19 protein-coding genes and 3 tRNA genes are annotated in these 21,296 nt (G+C 30.5%); 14 read left to right on the top strand and 8 right to left on the bottom strand.

The features are described 5' to 3' along the window. Nucleotides 1-164: 164 nt before the first annotated feature. The 5 genes from J2Z42_RS11405 to J2Z42_RS11385 all read left to right on the top strand — a co-directional run bounded on the left by J2Z42_RS11405 (nucleotide 165) and on the right by J2Z42_RS11385 (nucleotide 2,475). Nucleotides 165-239 (top strand) — tRNA-Gln (locus J2Z42_RS11405). A gap of 4 nt (nucleotides 240-243) precedes the next feature. Further along, nucleotides 244-319 (top strand) — tRNA-Lys (locus J2Z42_RS11400). A 37-nt stretch (nucleotides 320-356) separates the two neighbouring features. Then, nucleotides 357-441, top strand: a tRNA-Leu gene (locus J2Z42_RS11395). 249 nt (nucleotides 442-690) lie between these two features. After that, a complete protein-coding gene (locus tag J2Z42_RS11390) occupies nucleotides 691-1,875 on the top strand; it encodes an SAM-dependent methyltransferase (protein ID WP_209702897.1) in 1,185 nt (394 codons plus the stop codon). 93 nt (nucleotides 1,876-1,968) lie between these two features. Beyond that, nucleotides 1,969-2,475: a hypothetical protein gene (locus J2Z42_RS11385; RefSeq protein ID WP_209702896.1), complete on the top strand. Its 507-nt coding sequence runs from the start codon at nucleotides 1,969-1,971 to the stop codon at nucleotides 2,473-2,475. Between the two features lie 42 nt (nucleotides 2,476-2,517). Here the strand turns inward: J2Z42_RS11385 and J2Z42_RS11380 are convergent, their stop codons facing one another. Beyond that, nucleotides 2,518-3,222, bottom strand: a complete 705-nt coding sequence (locus J2Z42_RS11380; RefSeq protein WP_209702895.1) for a polysaccharide deacetylase family protein — start codon at nucleotides 3,220-3,222, stop codon at nucleotides 2,518-2,520. A gap of 154 nt (nucleotides 3,223-3,376) precedes the next feature. Here J2Z42_RS11380 and J2Z42_RS11375 point away from each other — a divergent pair, with 154 nt between their 5' ends. Both J2Z42_RS11375 and thiI read left to right on the top strand, forming a co-directional pair. Beyond that, the gene (locus tag J2Z42_RS11375; RefSeq protein ID WP_209702894.1) at nucleotides 3,377-4,513 is read left to right on the top strand and encodes a cysteine desulfurase family protein; all 1,137 of its coding nucleotides are present in this window, start codon (nucleotides 3,377-3,379) and stop codon (nucleotides 4,511-4,513) included. After that, nucleotides 4,510-5,652 carry a tRNA uracil 4-sulfurtransferase ThiI gene (thiI, locus tag J2Z42_RS11370; protein ID WP_209702893.1) on the top strand — a complete coding sequence of 381 codons (1,143 nt, stop codon included), beginning with the start codon at nucleotides 4,510-4,512 and terminating at the stop codon, nucleotides 5,650-5,652. Before J2Z42_RS11375 ends, thiI begins: the two co-directional genes overlap by 4 nt. A 59-nt stretch (nucleotides 5,653-5,711) precedes the next feature. Here thiI and J2Z42_RS11365 read toward each other — a convergent pair whose 3' ends face one another. From J2Z42_RS11365 to argC, 4 genes are read right to left on the bottom strand one after another with little or no spacing between them, the layout of a single operon-like run. Continuing rightward, nucleotides 5,712-6,887 (bottom strand): aspartate aminotransferase family protein, encoded by a 1,176-nt coding sequence (locus tag J2Z42_RS11365; protein ID WP_209702892.1) that lies wholly within the window; start codon nucleotides 6,885-6,887, stop codon nucleotides 5,712-5,714. A gap of 11 nt (nucleotides 6,888-6,898) precedes the next feature. Then, nucleotides 6,899-7,750 carry an acetylglutamate kinase gene (gene argB / locus J2Z42_RS11360; RefSeq protein ID WP_209702891.1) on the bottom strand — a complete coding sequence of 284 codons (852 nt, stop codon included), beginning with the start codon at nucleotides 7,748-7,750 and terminating at the stop codon, nucleotides 6,899-6,901. 40 nt (nucleotides 7,751-7,790) lie between these two features. Continuing rightward, on the bottom strand, nucleotides 7,791-9,011 hold the full coding sequence (gene argJ, locus J2Z42_RS11355) for a bifunctional glutamate N-acetyltransferase/amino-acid acetyltransferase ArgJ (RefSeq protein WP_209702890.1): 1,221 nt from the start codon (nucleotides 9,009-9,011) through the stop codon (nucleotides 7,791-7,793). 22 nt (nucleotides 9,012-9,033) lie between these two features. Beyond that, complete coding sequence (gene argC, locus J2Z42_RS11350; RefSeq protein WP_209702902.1) at nucleotides 9,034-10,074, bottom strand: N-acetyl-gamma-glutamyl-phosphate reductase; 1,041 nt, start codon at nucleotides 10,072-10,074, stop codon at nucleotides 9,034-9,036. Nucleotides 10,075-10,432: 358 nt separating this feature from the next. Between argC and J2Z42_RS11345 the strand changes: the two genes are divergently transcribed. From J2Z42_RS11345 to J2Z42_RS11315, 7 genes are all read left to right on the top strand, one after another. After that, the gene (locus J2Z42_RS11345; RefSeq protein WP_209702889.1) at nucleotides 10,433-11,617 is read left to right on the top strand and encodes a DUF4317 domain-containing protein; all 1,185 of its coding nucleotides are present in this window, start codon (nucleotides 10,433-10,435) and stop codon (nucleotides 11,615-11,617) included. A 201-nt stretch (nucleotides 11,618-11,818) separates the two neighbouring features. After that, the gene (gene sufC, locus J2Z42_RS11340; RefSeq protein WP_209702888.1) at nucleotides 11,819-12,565 is read left to right on the top strand and encodes a Fe-S cluster assembly ATPase SufC; all 747 of its coding nucleotides are present in this window, start codon (nucleotides 11,819-11,821) and stop codon (nucleotides 12,563-12,565) included. A 31-nt stretch (nucleotides 12,566-12,596) separates the two neighbouring features. Further along, entirely contained in the window at nucleotides 12,597-14,006 is a 1,410-nt protein-coding gene (gene sufB / locus J2Z42_RS11335) for a Fe-S cluster assembly protein SufB (RefSeq protein WP_209702887.1), read from the top strand. 10 nt (nucleotides 14,007-14,016) lie between these two features. Then, nucleotides 14,017-15,171 carry a Fe-S cluster assembly protein SufD gene (gene sufD, locus J2Z42_RS11330; protein WP_209702886.1) on the top strand — a complete coding sequence of 385 codons (1,155 nt, stop codon included), beginning with the start codon at nucleotides 14,017-14,019 and terminating at the stop codon, nucleotides 15,169-15,171. Then, nucleotides 15,168-16,430 (top strand): cysteine desulfurase, encoded by a 1,263-nt coding sequence (locus tag J2Z42_RS11325; protein WP_245331597.1) that lies wholly within the window; start codon nucleotides 15,168-15,170, stop codon nucleotides 16,428-16,430. Before sufD ends, J2Z42_RS11325 begins: the two co-directional genes overlap by 4 nt. Then, on the top strand, nucleotides 16,417-16,863 hold the full coding sequence (sufU, locus tag J2Z42_RS11320; RefSeq protein WP_209702885.1) for a Fe-S cluster assembly sulfur transfer protein SufU: 447 nt from the start codon (nucleotides 16,417-16,419) through the stop codon (nucleotides 16,861-16,863). The genes J2Z42_RS11325 and sufU overlap by 14 nt, the downstream gene beginning before the upstream one ends. Nucleotides 16,864-17,050: 187 nt before the next feature. Then, on the top strand, nucleotides 17,051-18,568 hold the full coding sequence (locus J2Z42_RS11315; protein WP_209702884.1) for a phosphohexomutase domain-containing protein: 1,518 nt from the start codon (nucleotides 17,051-17,053) through the stop codon (nucleotides 18,566-18,568). 33 nt (nucleotides 18,569-18,601) lie between these two features. Here J2Z42_RS11315 and add read toward each other — a convergent pair whose 3' ends face one another. Genes add through J2Z42_RS11300 form a run of 3 tightly spaced genes read right to left on the bottom strand, consistent with a single transcriptional unit; the run spans nucleotide 18,602 to nucleotide 21,129 of the window. After that, a complete protein-coding gene (gene add / locus J2Z42_RS11310; protein WP_209702883.1) occupies nucleotides 18,602-19,636 on the bottom strand; it encodes an adenosine deaminase in 1,035 nt (344 codons plus the stop codon). Nucleotides 19,637-19,673: 37 nt separating this feature from the next. Then, entirely contained in the window at nucleotides 19,674-20,615 is a 942-nt protein-coding gene (locus tag J2Z42_RS11305) for a DUF4367 domain-containing protein (protein ID WP_209702882.1), read from the bottom strand. Then, nucleotides 20,605-21,129 carry a sigma-70 family RNA polymerase sigma factor gene (locus J2Z42_RS11300; RefSeq protein ID WP_342590025.1) on the bottom strand — a complete coding sequence of 175 codons (525 nt, stop codon included), beginning with the start codon at nucleotides 21,127-21,129 and terminating at the stop codon, nucleotides 20,605-20,607. Before J2Z42_RS11300 ends, J2Z42_RS11305 begins: the two co-directional genes overlap by 11 nt. Between the last annotated feature and the right edge of the window lie 167 nt (nucleotides 21,130-21,296).

Below are 21,296 nucleotides of genomic sequence, written 5' to 3'. Positions count from 1 at the left end.
AATAACGCGGCTATGGCCGCTTTTTTACCGTCAAAAATATTATTTCTTATTTTGGGTACAGTATTAATGGAACAATTCTCTATTATTAATTTTTTTAGAAAAAGGTATTGACTTTATATATTTATTAGAGTAAAATATATAAATGTTTGATGCGTAAAAATTATTGGGGTGTAGCCAAGCGGTAAGGCAATGGACTTTGACTTCATCATTCGCAGGTTCAAATCCTGCCATCCCAGCCAACATGGTTCACTAGCTCAGTTGGTAGAGCACATGACTTTTAATCATGTTGTCCGGGGTTCAATTCCCCGGTGAGCCACCATTGACTTTTATGCAAAACAGTGGTATAATATATTCATGCAGGTGTGGCGGAATTGGCAGACGCACTAGACTTAGGATCTAGCGTTTTACGACGTGGGGGTTCGACTCCCTTCATCTGCACCAATTATTAAAACTATATATTGATATTTTAAACTATATTTTAGTGCCTTAATGTAGAATTAGATAATTATCTAGTTCTTATTTATTTATGCAAAACAAGACCACCAGTGTAAACTGGTGCATATTTATTTAGGCAATATTTATTTGAATAATATTATAAATATAAAGCAAGAGGATTTTTTTATTTAAGTTGTAATATTTGTTGTTAAAATTAATATTATTAAAGTAATATGAAAGGGGAAATAAATAACAATGGATTTAGATAGAATATTTTTAGGCAAATTTTTAAAAGAAATGTTTTTGGATACTATTAAAGTGAAATTCTGGGATGGAACAGAAGAAAAATATGGAGATGGTGAAGCGAAATTTGAAATAATATTAAATAGCCATATATCAAAAAAGGATATTTTAACAGATCCATTTCTGACTCTAGGTGAAGCTTATATGGACAAAACAATTGATTTAAAAGGCAATATTATGGAGCTTTTAGAATCAATTTATAAAAATAAAGAAAGCTTTTTAAACAAAGCAGATGTATTTTCAAAAATATATAAAGTACTGCCTAATACTTTGAAGAAAAGTAAAGAAGATATACAATACCATTACGACTTAGGAAATGATTTTTACAGCTTGTGGCTTGATAAAACGATGGCTTATTCGTGTGCGTATTTTAAAGATAAAAATGATTCTTTATATCAAGCGCAGATAAATAAAGTTCAGTACATATTAAAAAAACTTAATCTAAAAGATGGACAAAGACTTTTAGATATAGGATGCGGCTGGGGAGAACTTATAATATCTGCGGCTAAACAATATGGGGTAAATGCACTTGGCATAACTTTAAGTAAAGAGCAATTTGAAAAAGTTAAATATAGAATAAAGGAAAACAATTTAGAAGGAAAAGTAGATATTAAATTAGCAGATTACAGAGAGTTAGTAAAAAACAAAGAAACATTTGACAGAATAGTAAGTGTTGGAATGATTGAGCATGTGGGACGAAAAAATCTTCCTACATATATGGAATCAGTTAATTCTATGCTAAGAGATGGAGGAGTTTCTCTGCTTCACTGTATAACAGCTCAAACAGAATCTGAAGTAAATGAGTGGATAAAAAGATACATATTTCCTGGCGGATATATACCATCTATAAGGGAACTTGTAAGTCTTATGGCAGATAATGATCTTCATCTTGTAGATGCAGAAAGTTTAAGACTTCATTATTACAAAACGCTTAAGTGTTGGGCTAAAAATTTTGAGGACAAGATGGATGAAGTAAGAAAAATGAAGGATGAAAAATTTATAAGGATGTGGGACTTATATTTAAATGCTTGTGCTGCATCTTTTCATTATGGTGTAGTAGATATACATCAATTTTTGTTTACTAAGGGCTTAAAAAATAATCTCCCTATGACGAGAAAGTATTTGTATGAAGACTAAAATTATTGTAAAATCAGAGTTGCAGACTCTGATTTTTTATTTTAAGTCTTACATAGAAGAAATTATGGTAAATATAAAGCGAGGAGAATTTTTTTGAACAAAAATCGAAAAATAACAATTATATTAATTGTATTTGTGTTGATATTTACAGGAGGTTTTTATATTTATACTCATAGTAACAAACTGGGTGACAAGTCAACTAGTTTGTTAAATAATAAAAGTAATACAAAGGAAAGCAATAACCAGTATGACCATAAGGAAGACTCAAATTCCCAAAATTCAAGCTCTAAAAAGTCATATGAAGAACCTAAAACTTTACAAAAGCAAAATAATTATAATAATCCTAAGAATTCAGAGGAAAAGGTAGACAGAGATAAAGCTGCTAAACTTGTAGCATATAAAGTGAATGATAAGGATTCTAACATGAAATTTATATTTGATCATGAAGAGAAAAAAGATAATGTTGACTATTATGTCATACATGCCTTTGACAATATGGAGGATCATTCAGCTACAGGTGGATGGTATTATGTAAGTAAGTCGAATGGAAATGTCTATGAGATGGATCTTAGCTCTAATAAGCTTGTGCTAGTTAGATAAAAAGATATATAGATAAATTTTTTCTATATATCTTTTTTATATTTATTTAGATATTCTAAAGTGGTATTCTGGAGTGGTATCTGTAATTGGTCTGAATTCATAGCCTAAATTTTTATAATATTTAATTATTTGTGGAAGTACTGTGCATGTGTTCTTGTTTTCAGCGCCGCAGTGGGCAAGTAAAAATATCCTACTTGGATTAACACACTTTTCTGTACCTTCTCTATATAGTTTGCTTACTGGAGTATTATGATTTATTCCATCTGATAAACACAAATTCCAGTCAAATACTTTATAATTCATTGAATGAAGCTCATTTAAAAGAGCTTCATTCATATGCCCGTTACTACCTGATGGGAATCTAATTATTTTAGAAGAAATTCCTGTAACATTTTTTATTGTATTTCCTGCCGCATTCATTTCATTTATAAAGGATTCATTATTTTTATATATTTTCCTATATTCATGAGAGTAAGTATGCAGACCTATGCTGTGACCTTCGGATTTCATTCTATTTAATGTAGATTCTCTACCAGGTATTTTAGAACCTATTACAAAAAATGTAGCTTTTACATTTTCAGATTTTAATATATCAAGTATATTTTCTGTAACATTATACCCGGGACCATCATCGAAGGTTAGATAAATTAATTTTTGATCTTTTGAATATACTTTTGTTGGAATAGTAAATATAGATAATACAAGTAATAAAATTATAATACAACAAGTAGTGGATTTTAATTTCATATTTAAAATATCTCCTTTTGTTTATTTATTAATTTAGTATTTACAAATGCTAATTTTTTTATTAAAAAATGTGTTTTGTTATAAGAACATAATTGTGATAATATATGTAGTATTGGTTATTTGATTTTAGTTTGCTATATGAGGAGTGAATGAATTGGAAGTTTATTTTGACAACAGTGCTACAACAAAACCTTATGATGAGGTTATAGAAACTATGGTAGATGCCATGAAAAATTATTATGGAAATCCATCTTCAGCCTATTCTCTAGGAATTAAAGCTGAGCAAAAGATAAATGAATGTAGAGATATTATAGCTAGTACAATTAATTGCAATAGAAATGAAATAATATTTACTTCAGGTGGAAGCGAGAGTAACAATTTTTTAATAAGAGGTTTTTTAAGTGAAGGAAAACACATGATAACTACTAAGATAGAACATCCTAGTGTTTTAAATACATGCAAAGCTCTTGAAAAAATTGGAGTAAAGGTTACTTATTTAGATGTGGATGAGAATGGGAAAATAGATATAAATGAGTTATTAGAAAGTATTAATAAAGAAACTGTAATTGTAAGTATAATGCATACTAATAATGAAACAGGAGTTATGCAGGATATAGAAACTATAGGAAAACTTATAAAAGAGAAAAGCAGTAGAGTAAAATTCCATGTAGATGCAGTACAGGCCTATGGAAAATACAAAATAGATGTAAAAAAGTGTAACATAGACTTACTTTCGGTAAGTGGTCATAAAATACATGGACCTAGAGGAATTGGGTTTGCTTATTTGAAAAAAGAACTTAGACCTAGACCACTTATATATGGTGGCGGTCAGGAGAATGGGTTTAGATCAGGAACTGAGAATTTAGCAGCTATAGCAGGTTTTTCGGAGGCAGCTAAGATTGCATATAGTAGATACAAGGATAATTTACATAAAGTAAGTGAAATAAAGAATTATTTTATAGAAGGCTTAAAAAGTATACAGGATATAAAGATAAATAGCCAGGGAGATTCTTATTCACCTTATGTTTTGAGTGTCTCTTTTTTAGGTGTAAAAGGTGAGGTACTTTTACATATGCTTGAGGATAAAGGCATATTTGTTTCTACAGGATCTGCATGTTCTGCAAAAAATAATGATGAAAGTCATGTTTTAAAGTCTATTGGATTAAAAAATGAGGATATAAGGGGAACTATTAGGTTTAGTTTTAGCGAATTTAATAAAAAAGAAGAAGTAGATTATACTATAGAAGTAATTGATAAATCTTTGAAATTTTTAAGGAGAATTAAGATATGAGAAAACTTATATTAGTTAAATATGCACCGGAGATATTTTTAAAAGGTTTGAATAAAGGAAAATTTGAGAGAAAATTATTGAATAATATAAAGAACGTATTAAATGGAATAGAATATGATTTTGTGAAAGATGAAGGCAGATGGTTTATAGAATGTGATAATTCTGAAGAAGCTATAGAGAGACTTAAAAAAGTATTTGGTATATCTGAGATATGTCTTGCACATGAAATTGAAAAAGATATGGAATGTATAAATAAGGAAGCACTTGAAAGTGCAATTAATTCAAGCGGAAAGACATTTAAGGTAGTAACAAAAAGAGCAGATAAAAAATTCCCGCTTACTTCTATGGATGTAAGCAGAGAAGTAGGAGCATATATATTAGAAAATACTCAGGGACTTACAGTAGATATTAAAAAACCTGACTTTTTTGTAAATGTAGAGATAAGAGAAAATGCATATGTATATTGTGAAAGAATAAAGGCTGAGGGTGGAATGCCATATGGTACTAATGGAAGTACAATGTTAATGCTTTCAGGCGGAATAGATTCTCCTGTAGCTGGTTATATGATGGCAAGGCGTGGAGTAACTCTAAATTGTGTTTATTTTCACAGCCATCCATATACAAGCGAGAGGGCAAAACAAAAGGTTAAGGATTTAGCAAATATACTTAAGGGTTATACAGGAAAAATAAATCTTTATGTAGCACCATTTACTGATATACAGATGCAGATAATTGAAAAATGCAGGGAAGATGAGCTAACCATAATAATGAGAAGATTTATGATGAGAATAGCCTGCAAACTTGCAGAAAAATATGGAGTAGATTCAGTATCTACAGGTGAGAGTATAGGACAGGTAGCAAGCCAGACTATGGATGGACTTATAGTAAGTACTGATGTAGCAGATAGACCTGTTTTTAGACCTCTTATTGCTATGGATAAAGTGGATATAATGGATGTTGCAAGGGATATAGGTACATATGATACATCTATACTTCCATATGAGGATTGCTGTACTATATTTGTGCCTAAACATCCTAAAACAAAACCAAGAGTTGATGAGATAAGAAAGGCAGAAAGTGTACTTGATATTGATGAACTTGTAAATAAATCTATAGAGGATACAGAACTTTTTAACTAAAAGAAACTGTGTACCAAGATAATTTGGACACAGTTTCTTTTCTTATAATTAAAAATATATTATATTAATTCTATTATTTTAACAAGATTAGTAAGACCTTTATTTAACTCTTCTTTTGTAATAACAAGAGGAGGAAGAAGTCTTATAACATTAGCACCGGCAGTTAATACAAGAAGACCATTTTCAAGTGCTTTTTTCTGAACTTCTGATGCTTTATTAGAGGTTAACTGTATTCCAACCATAAGGCCAATCCCTCTAACTTCAACTACATTTTTAGTAGCAGCATTTTTGAAAAATTCTTTAATGAACTTACCTTTTTCAGCTACTGAATCTAAGAAACCATCTTTTCCTAATACATCAAGCACGCATCCAGCAGCAGCGGTACTAACGAGATTTCCTCCAAAAGTTGAACCGTGGTCACCTGGAACAAATGTATCTTCAAGTTTCTTATTGCATAGTACAGCACCTATTGGAAGACCACCTGCAAGACCTTTTGCAGTGGATACTATATCAGGCTCTACATTAAAGTTATTATATCCAAACATTTTACCTGTTCTTCCCATACCACACTGAACTTCATCAAATATGACAAGGATATCTTTTTTCTTGCTTATTTCAAATACTTTATCAACAAATTCTTTAGGAAGAGGATTTACTCCACCTTCACCTTGTATAGCCTCCATCATAATAGCACAAACTGTATCGTCTATAGTTTCTTCAAGAGAAGCTATAGTAACATCCGTATATTTAAAGCCTTCTGTAAAAGGATCAAAATATTTATGAAATTTTTCTTGCCCAGTAGCTTTTAGCGTAGTTATGGTTCTTCCATGAAAGCTTTTATTAAGTGTTATTATAGTACTTCTGCCACTTCCGTATTTTAAATAGCTATACTTTCGTGCAAGCTTTATAGCACCCTCATTTGCTTCTGCTCCTGAATTGCAGAAGAAGACTTTGCTCATACAGCTTAGTTCAGTTAACTTTTTAGCAGCGGTTAAAGACGGTATATTTAAAAATATATTTGAAGTATGAGCTAAATTTTTTACTTGTTCAGTTACAGCATTTACCCAATCATCATTTCCATAACCTAGAGATGAAACACCTATTCCAGATGTTAAATCTAAATATTCCTTTTCGCAAGTGTCATATAGTTTGCAGCCTTTTCCATGAGTAAATACTACTGGAAACTGACCATAAGTATCCATAAGATATTTTTTTGAATAAGATACGTAATCCATATAAATCCCTCCTAATAAATCATAGTTCCTATACCTTTTTTTGAAAATAGTTCAAGAAGGAGACAATGAGGAATCCTTCCATCTATAATATGAGCCCTTCTAACTCCAGCATTAATTGCACCTGTACAGCAATTGATTTTTGGAATCATACCACCTTTAATTACTCCATCTTTAAATAGTTCACGAGTTTCATCTAAATTTAATTTAGATATAAGTGAAGATGGATCATTTATATCAGTCATAACACCTGGCACATCTGTAAGTAGAATTAATTTTTCTGCTTTTAAGGCAGAAGCTATTTTAAATGTGCAAGTATCAGCATTTATATTGTAAACTTCTGAGTTTTCACCTAAAGCTACACTGCTTATTACAGGTATACAATTATTTTCAAGAGCATTTTGAATAATTTCGGTATTTATTTGTGTAATTTCGCCTACATGACCAAGATCAACTTTGGTGGAAATTTTTTTAGCTTTAATCATTGAACCGTCTATACCACAAAGACCCATGGCTTTTCCACCGAAACTTTCTATCAATTTAACAAGGTCTTTATTTACTTTACCGCATAGAACCATTTGAACTATATCCATAGTTTCATCATCTGTGTACCTTAATCCATCTATAAACCTAGTTTCTTTATTTAATTTCTTTAAATAAGAAGAAATTAATGGACCTCCGCCATGCACTACTACAATGTTAATTCCAACGCACTTCATGAGTATTATATCGTTTATAACATATTTTTTTAAATCCTCATTTATCATGGCACTACCACCATATTTGACAACTATAGTTTTCCCTCTGTATTTTTGAATATATGGTAATGATTCTGCTAAAACATTCGCTATTTCGTCGTGATTCAACGCTGTGTTCCTCCTTTAAGATATTTAGTAAAATTTATGTCTATGATCTATAACTTCCGTTAATTTTTACATAATCATAGGTTAGGTCACAGCCCCAGCAAGAAACAGTATACGAACCAGAATTCATATTTGCAAGTATTAAAACTTCATTTTCTGATAATATTTTTGCTGCTAGTTCTTCTGAGAACTCAATAGGGTTTCCATTTTTAAATACTTCTATGGAACCACTTTTGCTTTCTACAGATAATTGGAGCTTATTTATGTTAAAGTCAGGACCTGCATATCCCATAGCATCTAAAATTCTTCCCCAATTAGCATCACAGCCAAACATTGCTGTTTTTACTAAGTTTGAGGATATTACAGATTTACCAAGTGTTTCTGCATCTTTTTCATTTGAAGCATTTATTACTTTACATTCAACTAGCTTCGTAGCACCTTCTCCATCCTTTGCCATCATTTTAGCTAAATGAACATTCATTGTTTTTAATGCTTCGCAAAATAATTTATAATCCTCATTTTCATCTTCTATGATTGGATTTTCAGCTAAACCATTTGCCATAATAAGTGCCATATCATTTGTAGATGTATCCCTATCTACTGAAATTCTATTATAGCTTATTTTAACAGATTCTTTTAAAGCTTTATATAAAAGTTCAGAACTTATATTTGCATCTGTAGTTATAAAGCAGAGCATAGTTGCCATATTTGGATGTATCATACCAGAACCTTTTGTCATGGCTCCTATAGTTACTGTTTTTCCACCAAGTTGCAATTTTAAAGCTGCAGTTTTAGGAACTGTATCTGTAGTCATTATGGCTCTTGTGGAATCAATATAGCCTTTTTTACTTAGAGATTCAACTAAAGTTGGAATAGTTTTATTTATAGTATCTATATCAAGCTGAACGCCTATAACACCAGTTGATGCTACTAGAACGTCACTGCCTTTTAAGTCTAGGATTTCTCCAGAGGAGGAGCACATCTTCTCTGCATTTTCTATACCCTTATCTCCGGTGCAGGTATTGGCATTTCCGCTATTTATAATTACAGCTTGAGCTTTATGATCTTTTAAATGCTCTTTAGTAACCAGAATAGGAGCTCCTTTAACTTTATTTTGTGTATAAACACCACAGGAAGTGCATATTTTATCTGAAAAAATCAAAGCTAAATCCTTGGCATTTTCTTTTCTGAGCCCTGTACTTACTCCAGATGACTTAAAACCCTTAGGTGATGTAACACCACCTTTTATAATTTCCAAGTTCATATTGAATTACCTCCTTAAAATATTAAAATGCAGGTGGTATAAAATCCAAACCTTCTTTTTCATTAAAGCCTAAAGCTAAATTCATATTTTGAATTCCCTGACCAGCTGATCCCTTTATCATATTATCGATACATGATACAAGTATGAGTTTATTGTTTTCCGCATCATAGTGAAGCGAAATCTGACAGTAGTTCGAAAGTCTTACATTATTTATCTTAGCAGTGCCTCCTAGAGGAAGTACATTTACAAAAGGTTCATTTTTATAGAAATTACTGTACTCCTTGTGAAGTTCAGTTAAGTTTATCTTTTCCTTAGGTGTAGTATATATAGTAGATAAAATTCCTCTATTTATTGGAAGCAAATGAGGAACAAAAGTTAACTTTACATCTTTACTTGAAATAGAACCTAAAGTTTCTTCTATTTCTGGAGTATGTCTGTGATTTGCTATCTTATAAGCGCTCAGGCTCTCGTTACAATTTGTAAAATGCGAGGATTCACTAAGACTTTTTCCTGAACCTGTTACTCCTGATTTAGAATCTGATATTATTCCAGTTTCTTCTATCAAATTTTTAGAAATAAGGGGAAGAAGTGCAAGTTCAATTGAAGTAGCATAACAGCCAGGATTTCCGATGATTTTTGCACCTTTAATCTTTTCTCTATTTAGTTCGGGAAGTCCATATACTGATTTTTCGTGTAATTCTGGTAGACTAAAATCTTTCCCATACCACTTTTTATAAGTTAGTCCATTTTTAAATCTAAAGTCCGCTCCCATATCTATGCAAATTTTATTTCTTTTAAGTATTTTTTCTGCTAGTTCTTCACTTAAACCATTAGGAAGTGCTAAAAATATAATATCACTTTTTTCTAGTACATCCTCTTCATTTTCACATACCAGGTTATTTAAATTATAGAAATTTTGATATATATCTGAAAGCTTTTTCCCACTAAAACTAACTGAAGATATAGCTGATATTTCAATTTTTTTATGACAGGATAAAAGACGTATAAGTTCAGCACCTACATATCCTGTACCACCTATTATTCCAACCTTAAGCGTTTGAATTACCTCCTTCAAGTCCAAAAATATATTTGCTTTGTGTTTTATAATTTTATAATATTTATTATTATAAGACTATATGAATAATTATGCAATAATATTTATAAAATTTAATCATAATTTTCCATGAAAATATCACCTCTTTAAAAATGTATAAAGCTATAAAAAATCCAATATTTTTAGATTTTATCAACTGGTGGATTTTACTTAAATAATACTGATCGATATAATTCATACATTATGTATACTTATACATAATGTATGAATTACTTAATAAATTAATGGTTGTAAATTTAATTGATTTGTATATATAATTATTTTGCAGTATAAATTTAAAAGTTATGTGTATTTATAAGGAGAGAATATGAATAAAAAAGATTTATCTTCAATAAGAAAAGAGTTTAAACTCGAGAGTTATGCACTACCTATTAAAGAGGTATACAGTGTTTATTTAAAAAAAGATAATGGACAAATTATAACTAAAGAATTGACTCCATTTGGTATGATGGATATTGAGACCAGAGAGTTATACCTTAATAATTTTAAAAAAGTTCTTACAGGAACTATTGATTCTAAAATATTTGAACTTGATTTTAAAGAACAAAATCAAAATATTGAAAATGGTATATCTGAGGAGAGTACCCAAAGTATATTATATAGAGCTCTAAGTGAAAAAAGTGATATACCTGAATTTGCAGATAAAATAGTAGATAGGATTTCAAAAAATTTCAATTATGATACTGACATAGTTATCAATTTTATTAAAGCTGAATATTATAGCCCAAACAAAAAAAGCAAGGATAATGAAGATGAAAGCCTGGAAGATTATGTACATGCGATGGAATTTATATTGTGCAGTATAAATAAGGTTGATATTCCCAAGAAGGTTTTGAAATTTGATTATTCACAAATGAAATTTACAGCTAATTCAGCACTTGATGTCACTATAAATTTAAATTCACCTATGGATGGCTTTTTATTTCCAAGCTTCAGTTATGACTATGTGGATGTAAATAAAGTTATATATTATTCTCATAAATCAAAAGAACTAAATCAATCTTTTGTAGAAGGAGTACTTGATTGCAGATTGAAGCCTACAGCTATAGAAGAAAAACACAGCTTTAATACTATAGTTCAAACTGCAGTAGAAAATAAAATCAAGCCTCAGGTTATGCAGCAAATATATGAGAATATAAATGAAAAATTAGAATCAGCAGAAGATGATGAAGAACCTAAGATAAATATGAAGGAAGTTTCAAACATATTGGAGGAAAGTGGAGTAGAGGATAAGGAACTTATTAAAAATGCTTTTGAAGAAGTCTGCGGCGGCGATTATGAATTTAAAGTAAAAAATATAGTCCCAGATTTTGAAAGCAGGTCTGTAAAAATAGAAAATGATAATATAAATATAACTATAACTCCTGGAAACTTGAGTGCAGTTAAGCAAATAAGGGATAAACAAGGCAGAAAATGTCTTCTTATAGTACTTAATGAAGATGTTACTATTGATGGACTGAATGTTGAAACTGAAACTGAAAATGAAAATTAAATATATGAGATAATTTTAAACAAAATTTTATTATTTATGAGGATTTTTAACTTAAATTGTTGATTATCTTTAAAATAAATAGTAGAATGTAGTTAGTAATAATTCTGAGTATTTAAGTCTGGTATAGATTTTATTTAGTAGGACTTAATTTTTTTTAATATCAAATAAGAGTTAAATACTCGGATATAAAGGAGAGGTACAATGGAAACTAAATTGTTAAAGATAAATAACTTAAAAACAAAGGTAGGAGAAAAGGAAATATTAAAGGGACTTAATCTTGAAATTGGAAAAGGTGAAGTTCATGCAATAATGGGACCAAATGGAGCAGGAAAATCAACTCTTGTTAATACCATCATGGGTCATCCAAGATATTCTATATCAGATGGAGAAATATTATTTGAAGGAAAATCTATAAACGAACTCAAAGTTGATGAGAGAGCAAGACTTGGAATATTCATGTCATTTCAATATCCTGAAGAAATACAGGGAATAACTGTTGAAAACTTCTTGAGAAGTGCAAAATCCGCTGTTACAGGTAAAAACACCGGTATACTTGCTTTTAGAAAGGCATTAAAGGAAAAATTAAATCTTTTAAAAATAGATGAAGCATACGCACAAAGATATTTAAATGTAGGTTTTTCAGGTGGAGAAAAGAAGAAAAATGAAATACTCCAAATGGCAGTGCTGGAGCCAAAACTTGCCATGCTTGATGAAACTGACTCAGGACTTGATGTAGATGCAGTTAGAATAGTTTCAGAGGGAGTAAGCAAACTTAGAAATTCTGAGAATTCCGTACTTATAATTACACATCATAATAGTATTTTGGAATATTTAAAGCCTGATTATGTTCACATACTTGTAAATGGCAGGATAGTTAAAACTGGAGATGCATCACTTGCCGAGGAAATAGAAAAAAGTGGATATGATAAATTTAAAGCATTAGCATAGGAAATTTGCTTTTAAAAGAGAGGTGTTTTTATTGGAAAAAAGTAGAATTGATAATATAGAAGATGAAAATAATAGTATTTATAATATAAAAAATGAAGATAAATATAGTTATAAAACCAGCAGCGGACTTACAAAGGAAATAATAGAACAGATATCTGCTGAAAAGAATGATCCTGACTGGATGAGAGAATTTAGGCTTAAATCACTTGACATATACAACAAAATGGAGATGCCATCCTGGGGAGCAGATTTAAGTGACCTTGATATGGATAATATAGTTACTTATGTAAAACCTGATACTAGTATGAAACATGACTGGAAAGATGTCCCTAAGGATATAAAAAAGACTTTTGATTTGCTTGGAATTCCAAAGGCAGAACACGAGTCGTTAGCTGGAGTGGGAGCTCAATATGATTCAGAAGTTGTTTATCATAATGTAAGCGAGGATCTTAGAAAACAGGGCGTTTTGTATATGGATATGGAAACAGCTATAAGGGATTATGAGGATATAGTAAGACCACTTTTCATGAAACTTGTACCTCCAACAGACCACAAATTCGCAGCACTTCATGGAGCTGTTTGGTCAGGTGGTTCCTTTGTATATGTTCCGGAAGGAGTTCAGGTTGACATACCAATTCAATCTTATTTTAGATTAAATTCACCTGGAGCTGGACAGTTTGAGCATACATTGATAGTAGTTGAAAAAGGTGCAAAAATTCATTATATAGAAGGATGTTCGGCACCAAAATATTATGTAAATAATCTACATGCAGGATGTGTTGAGTGCTATATAAGAGAAGGCGCTACATTAAAATACAGTACTATAGAGAACTGGTCAAGAAATATGTACAATTTAAATACTAAAAGGGCAGCTGTAGATAAAAATGGACATATAGAGTGGGTAACAGGTTCCTTTGGTTCCAAGGTGTCTATGTTGTATCCAATGAGCATACTCAGAGGAGAAGGTGCAAAATGTGATTTTACTGGAATAACTTTTGCAGGTGCTGGACAATATTTGGATACAGGTTCAAAAGTAGTTCATGCGGCCCCAAATACTACATCTACTGTAAATTCAAAATCAATATCAAAGGATGGAGGAATTTCCATATACAGGGGACTTTTAAGTTCCACTAAAGAAGCAGAACGTTCAAAAGCAAGTGTATCATGTGAATCACTTATGCTTGACAGTGAGTCAAGATCAGATACAATTCCTGTTATAAGTGTGGCAAATAACAATGTGGATGTAGGACATGAAGCTAAAATAGGAAGAATAAGCGATGATGCAATCTTTTATCTTATGAGCAGGGGACTTACTGAAGAGGACGCAAGGGGAATGATAGTCAGAGGTTTTGTAGAGCCGGTTGCAAAAGAACTTCCTCTTGAATATGCAGTTGAAATGAATAATTTAATTAAACTTGAATTAAAAGGAACTATAGGATAGGAGGTAAAGTATGATAGATAGTAAAGATATAATTTCTAATTTTAAAGATAAAAAAGATATCAAATTGAATGAAGCCTATGTTCCTACATGGAAACATCTTGGATTGAATAATTTCCATATTGAGGGCTATAAACTTCCAGAAATAGAGCCTTATAAAGAGGATTATATAGAGTTTAAAGCTGAAGACTTTGAAGGAATTACTGTTGTTCCTACTAAGGAGGCAGCAAAGCATGGATGCCTTTGTGATTATTCAAGTTTTAAGGGAGCAACTTCTGTATCAAAGGATTTTGTGAGACTTGCAGAAAATGGATTTAATTCAGGGGTATTCATAAAGGTACCAGAAAATAAACTTACAAATTCATATGTTAGACTTAACTTTAATTTGAATGCAAAAAATCCAACTGTAATAGATGAAAATATAATTATAGCTGAGCCAAACAGCAAAGTCACTTTGCTTGTGGATTATTATACAGAAGATGGAAACATAAATGCTTTTCATGATGGACTTGTTAAGGTATTTGCAAAAGAAGGATCTGAAGTTAATGTTATAAAAATTCAAAGAATGAATGACAAGTCAACTCATTTTGATTCAAATATGGCATCTGTCAGTGGAGATGGAAAAGTAAACTGGATTACTGTAGAAATTGGAAGTAATATAAATGTTACAAATTATAATTCAGATCTAAATGGAGATCACAGCAGTGCAGATATTTATTCTGCATATTTAGTAGATGGAGACAGAAGACAGGATCTTTATTATACAACAAATCATTTTGGAAAAAGCAGCTTGAGCAATATGGTTATAGAAGGTGTCCTAAAAGATAATGCAAGGAAAGTATTTAAAGGAAACATAGATTTTAAAAAAGGATCTTCTAAATCAAAAGGGGCACAGGCAGAAGAAGTACTTCTTTTAGATCCTACTGTAAAAACTGATACACTTCCTATGCTCCTTTGTCATGAAGAAGATGTGGATGGAGAACATGCAGCAAGTGTTGGAAAGATAGACGAAGATCAGCTTTTTTATTTAATGAGTAGAGGTTTTAATGAAGATGAGGCAAAAAAGCTTGTAATAGAGGCTAGATTCAGACCTATTTTTGATAAAATTCCCGCTGAGGATTTAAAAAAATTCCTATCTGAGGAACTTAGGAGGAGGCTTGTAAAATGAGCACTTTAGAAGCAAAAGTAAGTAAAATAGATGTAGAAAAAATAAGAAAAGATTTTCCTATACTAAAATTGAAGGTAAATGACAAAGATCTTGTATATCTTGATAATGGTGCGACCACGCAAAAACCATTAGCTGTAATAAAAGCAGTAGAACACTATAATGAAAATTTAAATGGAAATCCACACAGAGGAGCCCATTATTTAGGTGTTACATCTACTGAAGCTTATGAAAATGCGCGTGAGACTGTAAGAAAGTTTATAGGAGCAGAAAAAGCCTCTGAAATAATATTCACAAGAAATGCTACAGAATCGCTTAACTTAATAGCTTATAGTTACGGACTTAATTTTATAAACAAGGGTGACGAAATAGTAATACCTGTTTCGGAGCACCACAGTAACATACTTCCATGGCAGATGGTAGTTAAGTCAAAGGGTGCAGTGCTTAAGTACATGTATCCTAATAAAGATGGAAGAATTACAGAAGAAGAATATAAAAGCAAAATTACAGATAAAACTAAAATTGTAGCTATTGCTCAAATGTCAAATGTACTTGGAACAAAATATCCAGTAAAAGAGATTGCAAAGTATGCCCATGAAAAAGGAGCAGTAGTTGTAATAGATGGAGCACAGAGTGCACCTCATATGAAAGTTGATGTTAAGGATCTTGATGCGGATTTCTTCGTATTTTCAGGTCACAAGATGCTTTCATCGATGGGCATAGGAGTGCTTTATGCAAAGGAAAAGTTCTTACTTGAGATGCCGCCATTTTTAAGAGGTGGAGACATGATAGAGTATGTTACGGAACAGGATGCAACTTTTGCAGAGCTTCCTTTTAAATTTGAAGCTGGAACTCAAAATGTAGAGGGTGCAGTATCTCTTGCAGCAGCTATAGAATATATTAATTCCATAGGACTTGACAATATTGAAGCATATGAAACAGAGCTTACAGAATATGCCCTTAAAAAAGTTTCTGAAATAGATTATGTCTCAGTATATGGCCCTAAGGATGTAAAAGACAGGGGAGGAATAGTTTCATTTAATATAAAGGATGTTCATCCCCATGATGTAGCAACTATATTGAATAATTATGGTGTAGCAGTAAGGTCAGGTCATCACTGCGCCCAACCGCTTATGAAATATTTAGGAATTCAGGCTTCTTCAAGAGCTAGTTTCTATTTTTATAATACTTATGAAGAAATAGATAAGTTTGTAGAAAGCTTAAAAAATGTAAGGAAGTGGTTAGGATATGGACGATCTTAGTCTCATATATTCAGAAATAATTACAGAGCACAACCAGGATACTACAAATAAAAGAGAAATTAAAGATGCGGATTTAAAAGAAAGAGGTCATAATCCAAGTTGTGGAGATGATATAACTATTTCTTTAAAATTCAAGGGTGATGTCATAGATGATGTTGCTTATGAAGGAAGCGGATGTGCAATATCTCAGGCTTCTACATCTATGATGATAGATTTAATTAAAGGTAAGACTATAGATGAAGCTATGGATTATGTAAATACTTTTATAGGAATGATAAAAAAAGATATTACAGATGAAAAAGAGCTTGAGAAACTTGAAGATGCTATAGCACTTAAAAATATATCAACGATGCCTGCTAGAGTAAAATGTGCAGTACTTGCATGGCATACTTTAGAGGAAGCTATAAAAAAGAGAAATGCTAGTAAAAAGTAAATTGAAAAATTAAATAAATAGTTTATAATTTTAAATATAAAAACGCCTTTTACTGTTAATAACAGCAAAGGCGTTTTTGCTTAAAAAAAATTTATTATTTAGAAAATTTTTCACAAAATTAAAGAATAATATAGTACAATTAATATTTGAAAGACTAAAAGTAAATGCAGTATCAGGAGGTATTATAATGGATAACAAATGGAAAAATATAAAGAATGGTACAGATATTAGAGGGGTAGTTGTAGAAAACGATAACAGAGCTTTAAATATTACAAACAACATGGTTTCAAGTATAGCTAAATCATTTGCGGTGCTCTTATCAAGAAAAAAAAATAAAAATTTGAAAAAATTAAAAATATCTATAGGCATGGATTCCAGAATAACCAGTGAAAAAATAAAAGAAGTTTTGGTAAATGAAATTCAAAAGCTTGGATGCAGTGTAATAGAATGTGGTATGTGTTCTACTCCTGCAATGTTTATGAGTACAGTTTTTGAAGACTATAAAGTAGATGGTGCTATAGAAATAACAGCCAGTCATCTTCCATATTACTATAATGGACTAAAGTTCTTTACAAATAAAGGTGGCTTTGAAGGAGAAGATATAACTGAACTACTTGAAATTGCAGATAAGGCAGAATTTCCACAATGCAATGATTTAGGCAGTAAAATTAAGAAAAATCTCATGGAAGAGTACAGCAGTTTTTTAGTACATAAAATAACCGATGGTATTAATGATCCTAATAATAAAAATCAACCTTTAAAAGGGTTTAAAATAGTAGTTGATGCAGGAAATGGAGTTGGAGGATTCTACGTAGAAAAGGTTTTAAATAAACTTGGAGCAGATACTTCGGGAAGTCAGTTTACTGAACCAGATGGAATGTTTCCAAATCATATACCAAATCCTGAAAAAAAAGAGGCTATGGATGCCATAAAGGAAGCTGTTTTAAAGAATAAAGCTGATCTTGGTATTATATTTGATACAGATGTAGACAGGGCTGCTGTAGTTGATAACACTGGAGAAGAGATAAATAGAAATGTGCTTATTGCACTGACATCAGCTATTGTACTTGAAGAACACCCAGGTTCAATAATAGTTACTGATTCAGTTACAAGTAATGGACTTAAAAAATTCATAGAAAAACACGGTGGAATCCATCATAGATTTAAGAGAGGCTATAGAAATGTTATAAATGAAGCTATAAGATTCAATGAAGAAAATAAGGAATGTTATTTTGCTATTGAGACATCTGGTCATGCAGCATTAAAGGAAAATTACTTTTTAGATGATGGAGCATATCTGGTTTCCAAAATACTTATAAAGATGGCAAAATTAAAAAATGAAAGTGATAAAAAACTTCAGGACTTAATTTCTGATCTTGAAATACCTTATGAAAGTACAGAATACAGAATAAAAATTAATTGTGAACAATTTAAGGATTATGGTCTAGACGTTCTAGAAGATTTAAAAGAATATGTGAAAGGCATAGAAGGATGGACTATTGAACCTAAGAACTATGAGGGTGTTAGGGTAAACTTAAATAAAGACAATGGTGATGGATGGTTCTTAATGAGATTATCTCTTCATGAACCTGTAATGCCACTAAATATAGAATCTGATACAGAAGGTGGAATTTCAATTATAGTTTCAAAATTAGTTAGGTTTTTAGAAAAGTACGATAAACTTGATTTTTCAAGTATGAAATAGGAAATGTTAAAGATAGATATTGAGGATTATAAATTAATTATAATCCTCAATGTTATTTATAAATGATGAAAATTTTAAATTAAGAATATCTTTATCTTCTTTATCTGCAAAAGAATAAGTTATACTATTTTTTATTACACTTTTTATATCATTAATATTAAAATTTTGATATTTTATAAGGTGATTAAATTCATCAATTATATTGGTATTTGATACTGTAGTATTATCTGTATTTATTGTTATAATAATGCCATGGTCAAGATAAGATTTTACAGGGTGATCTTTATAAGAATCAACAGCAGAAGTATTTACATTGCTTGTTATGCATACTTCCAGAGGTATTTTGTTTTCTTTTAGATATTCAACCACAGAACTATCTTTAAAAGCAAATACTCCATGTCCTATTCTTTCAGCATTTAAAAGCTTTATAGATTTTATTATATTTTCTGGCTTTCCAGTTTCTCCTGCATGAACTGTTCTATGAAGTCCATAATGTTTTGCCATTTCAAAAGCTTCTTTATGAATTTCAGGTGGGAAATCAGCTTCATTACCAGCTAGATCTATAGCTGATACACCCATACCTACAAAATCTTTTGCTACATTTACAAGTTCTTTACTTCGTTCACTTGGTTCATGTCTCATTGCACACAAAATTAAGTTTGATATAACACCATATTTTTCCCTACCGTATTTTACAGCTTCTAAAGCTGCTTTTATAACTTCATTTGCTGTTAGTTTAGTAGTATGATTAAAAGGTGCAAATCTGATTTCTATATAGCATATGTTTAACTTTGCAGCATCTTCTATAAGCTCCAGAGTTACCCTGTATATATTGTCATAACTTTGCATAATTTTTATTGGTATATCAAATTTATTTAAATATGTTTTTAAAGATGGACATTTTTCTGGCACTTTTACATAGCTTTCAAAATTTTTTAAATCATAGCATGGAATATTAATGTTATCTTTTTTTGCAATGTCTATCATTGTTCCAGGACGTATGCTTCCGTCAAGATGACAGTGTAGGTCTGTTTTGGGAATATCATTTAATAATTTATCTAAATTCAAGATATCACTTCCTAAATATTATAAGTTGAAATTTTTATTATTTCATTGATTTTGCTACATCAATTAACGTGGATTTAGGAACATTTCCCTGAATAGTATATTTGGTATTGTCCTTGTTCCATGTTATTCTAAGTTCACTTTTACTTTCAACCCAGCATGAACGTGCTTCGACACCATTTATATCAATTTTTTCGCCTTCGTTATCTTTAGTAGAATTTTTTCCTTGATTTATGTTTAAGTGAGAACCTTTTGAGTCATAATTTATATTTACGGATTTATCATCTGATTTGCTTATATTTATATTATTGAGTTTTAAGTCATCAGGCAAATAAGATGGCATATTTAGTTTTTCACCTAGGTAATCTTCTGCAAGGCTTACATCTGGTTTAGATGAATTTGAATTTGATTCATTTTCAGATGAAATTTTATTTACTGCAGAATAACTTTTTTCATCAGAGCTATCTTTAGGAATTTCTTTATTTACAGTTGCAGATTCTTCTGTAGGTTCTTCAGCAGAAGTGGACTTATCTTTAGAAATTGTTTTATCAATTTGTTCATTCGCTGTATTTTGAATGTTGACAGTCGTATTTTTTGAGTCTTTATTATTTTCATTTGATTTCGATGATTTGTTTTTATTATAAGCATAATTGTTTTTATTGGATTCATTATTTAAGTTATTATTATTTTGGATAGGACTTATAATTGAATCCTTTATCATATTTTCTATATTATGTAATTTTTCTTCTGTAGTTATCATGTTTAAGCCGTACATTCTATTTGTTTTATTTGGGAAAAAATGATTATAGCTTGCTGTAGTAAATATCATGAATACTGTAATTGCGGCTGTGACATAAGCAGGCTTTACTTTTTTATTACTTTTACATTCTCTAAAAGTTTTATTTTTTAATTCATCAGTGACATGAATATCACTAAGATTTGAATTTACTGTGTCTTTAAAAGTTCTTAAATCATCCTTCATATTCGATAGTACCACCTATATTATATTTTAATAATTCTCTAGCTCTGTAAAGTCTACTTCTTACGGTGCCTTCTGGTATTTTTAAGGTTTCACTTATTTCAGAAGTAGATAATTCCTGATAATAATATAAGAGTATAACTTCCTTATATTTTTTAGGCAAATCCATAACTTTTTTTATTAAATCTTCATATTCTATATTTTTAATTACTTTATCATCTATATTAATTGAATTTTCTTTTATGTTTAATAGCCCATATTCAGGATCTTGAAATCTTAATACTCTTTTAATCCATGAACTTCTAAGTATATCTCTACATGAATTTATTGTAATAGCTAATATCCAGGTTTTTTCGCTGCTTTTTTTATTGAATTTATTAAACTTTTTATATACCTTTATAAATACTTCCTGAAATACATCTTCTGCAAGATGTTTGTCCTTAAGATATATAAAAGCGGTCCTGAGTACATCATTCCCATAAGAGTTCATCAATCTTTCCAATTCTTTTTTGTCCACTGTACTCTCCTTTCCATATATTAGACGAAATATATATATTTTCTGCTCCGTGTCTATGTGTTTATTATAATACATAGATCTTAAAATTTCACTAAATAAAAAATGTAAAATTTATGTACAAATGTATTCAAACATTATAATATGTTTATATATGGTATCAAAATGAA

This window comes from Clostridium algifaecis (assembly GCF_017874415.1).
GTDB classification, from domain to species: domain Bacteria; phylum Bacillota; class Clostridia; order Clostridiales; family Clostridiaceae; genus Clostridium_B; species Clostridium_B algifaecis.
This window is presented reverse-complemented; position numbering and strand designations above follow the sequence as displayed.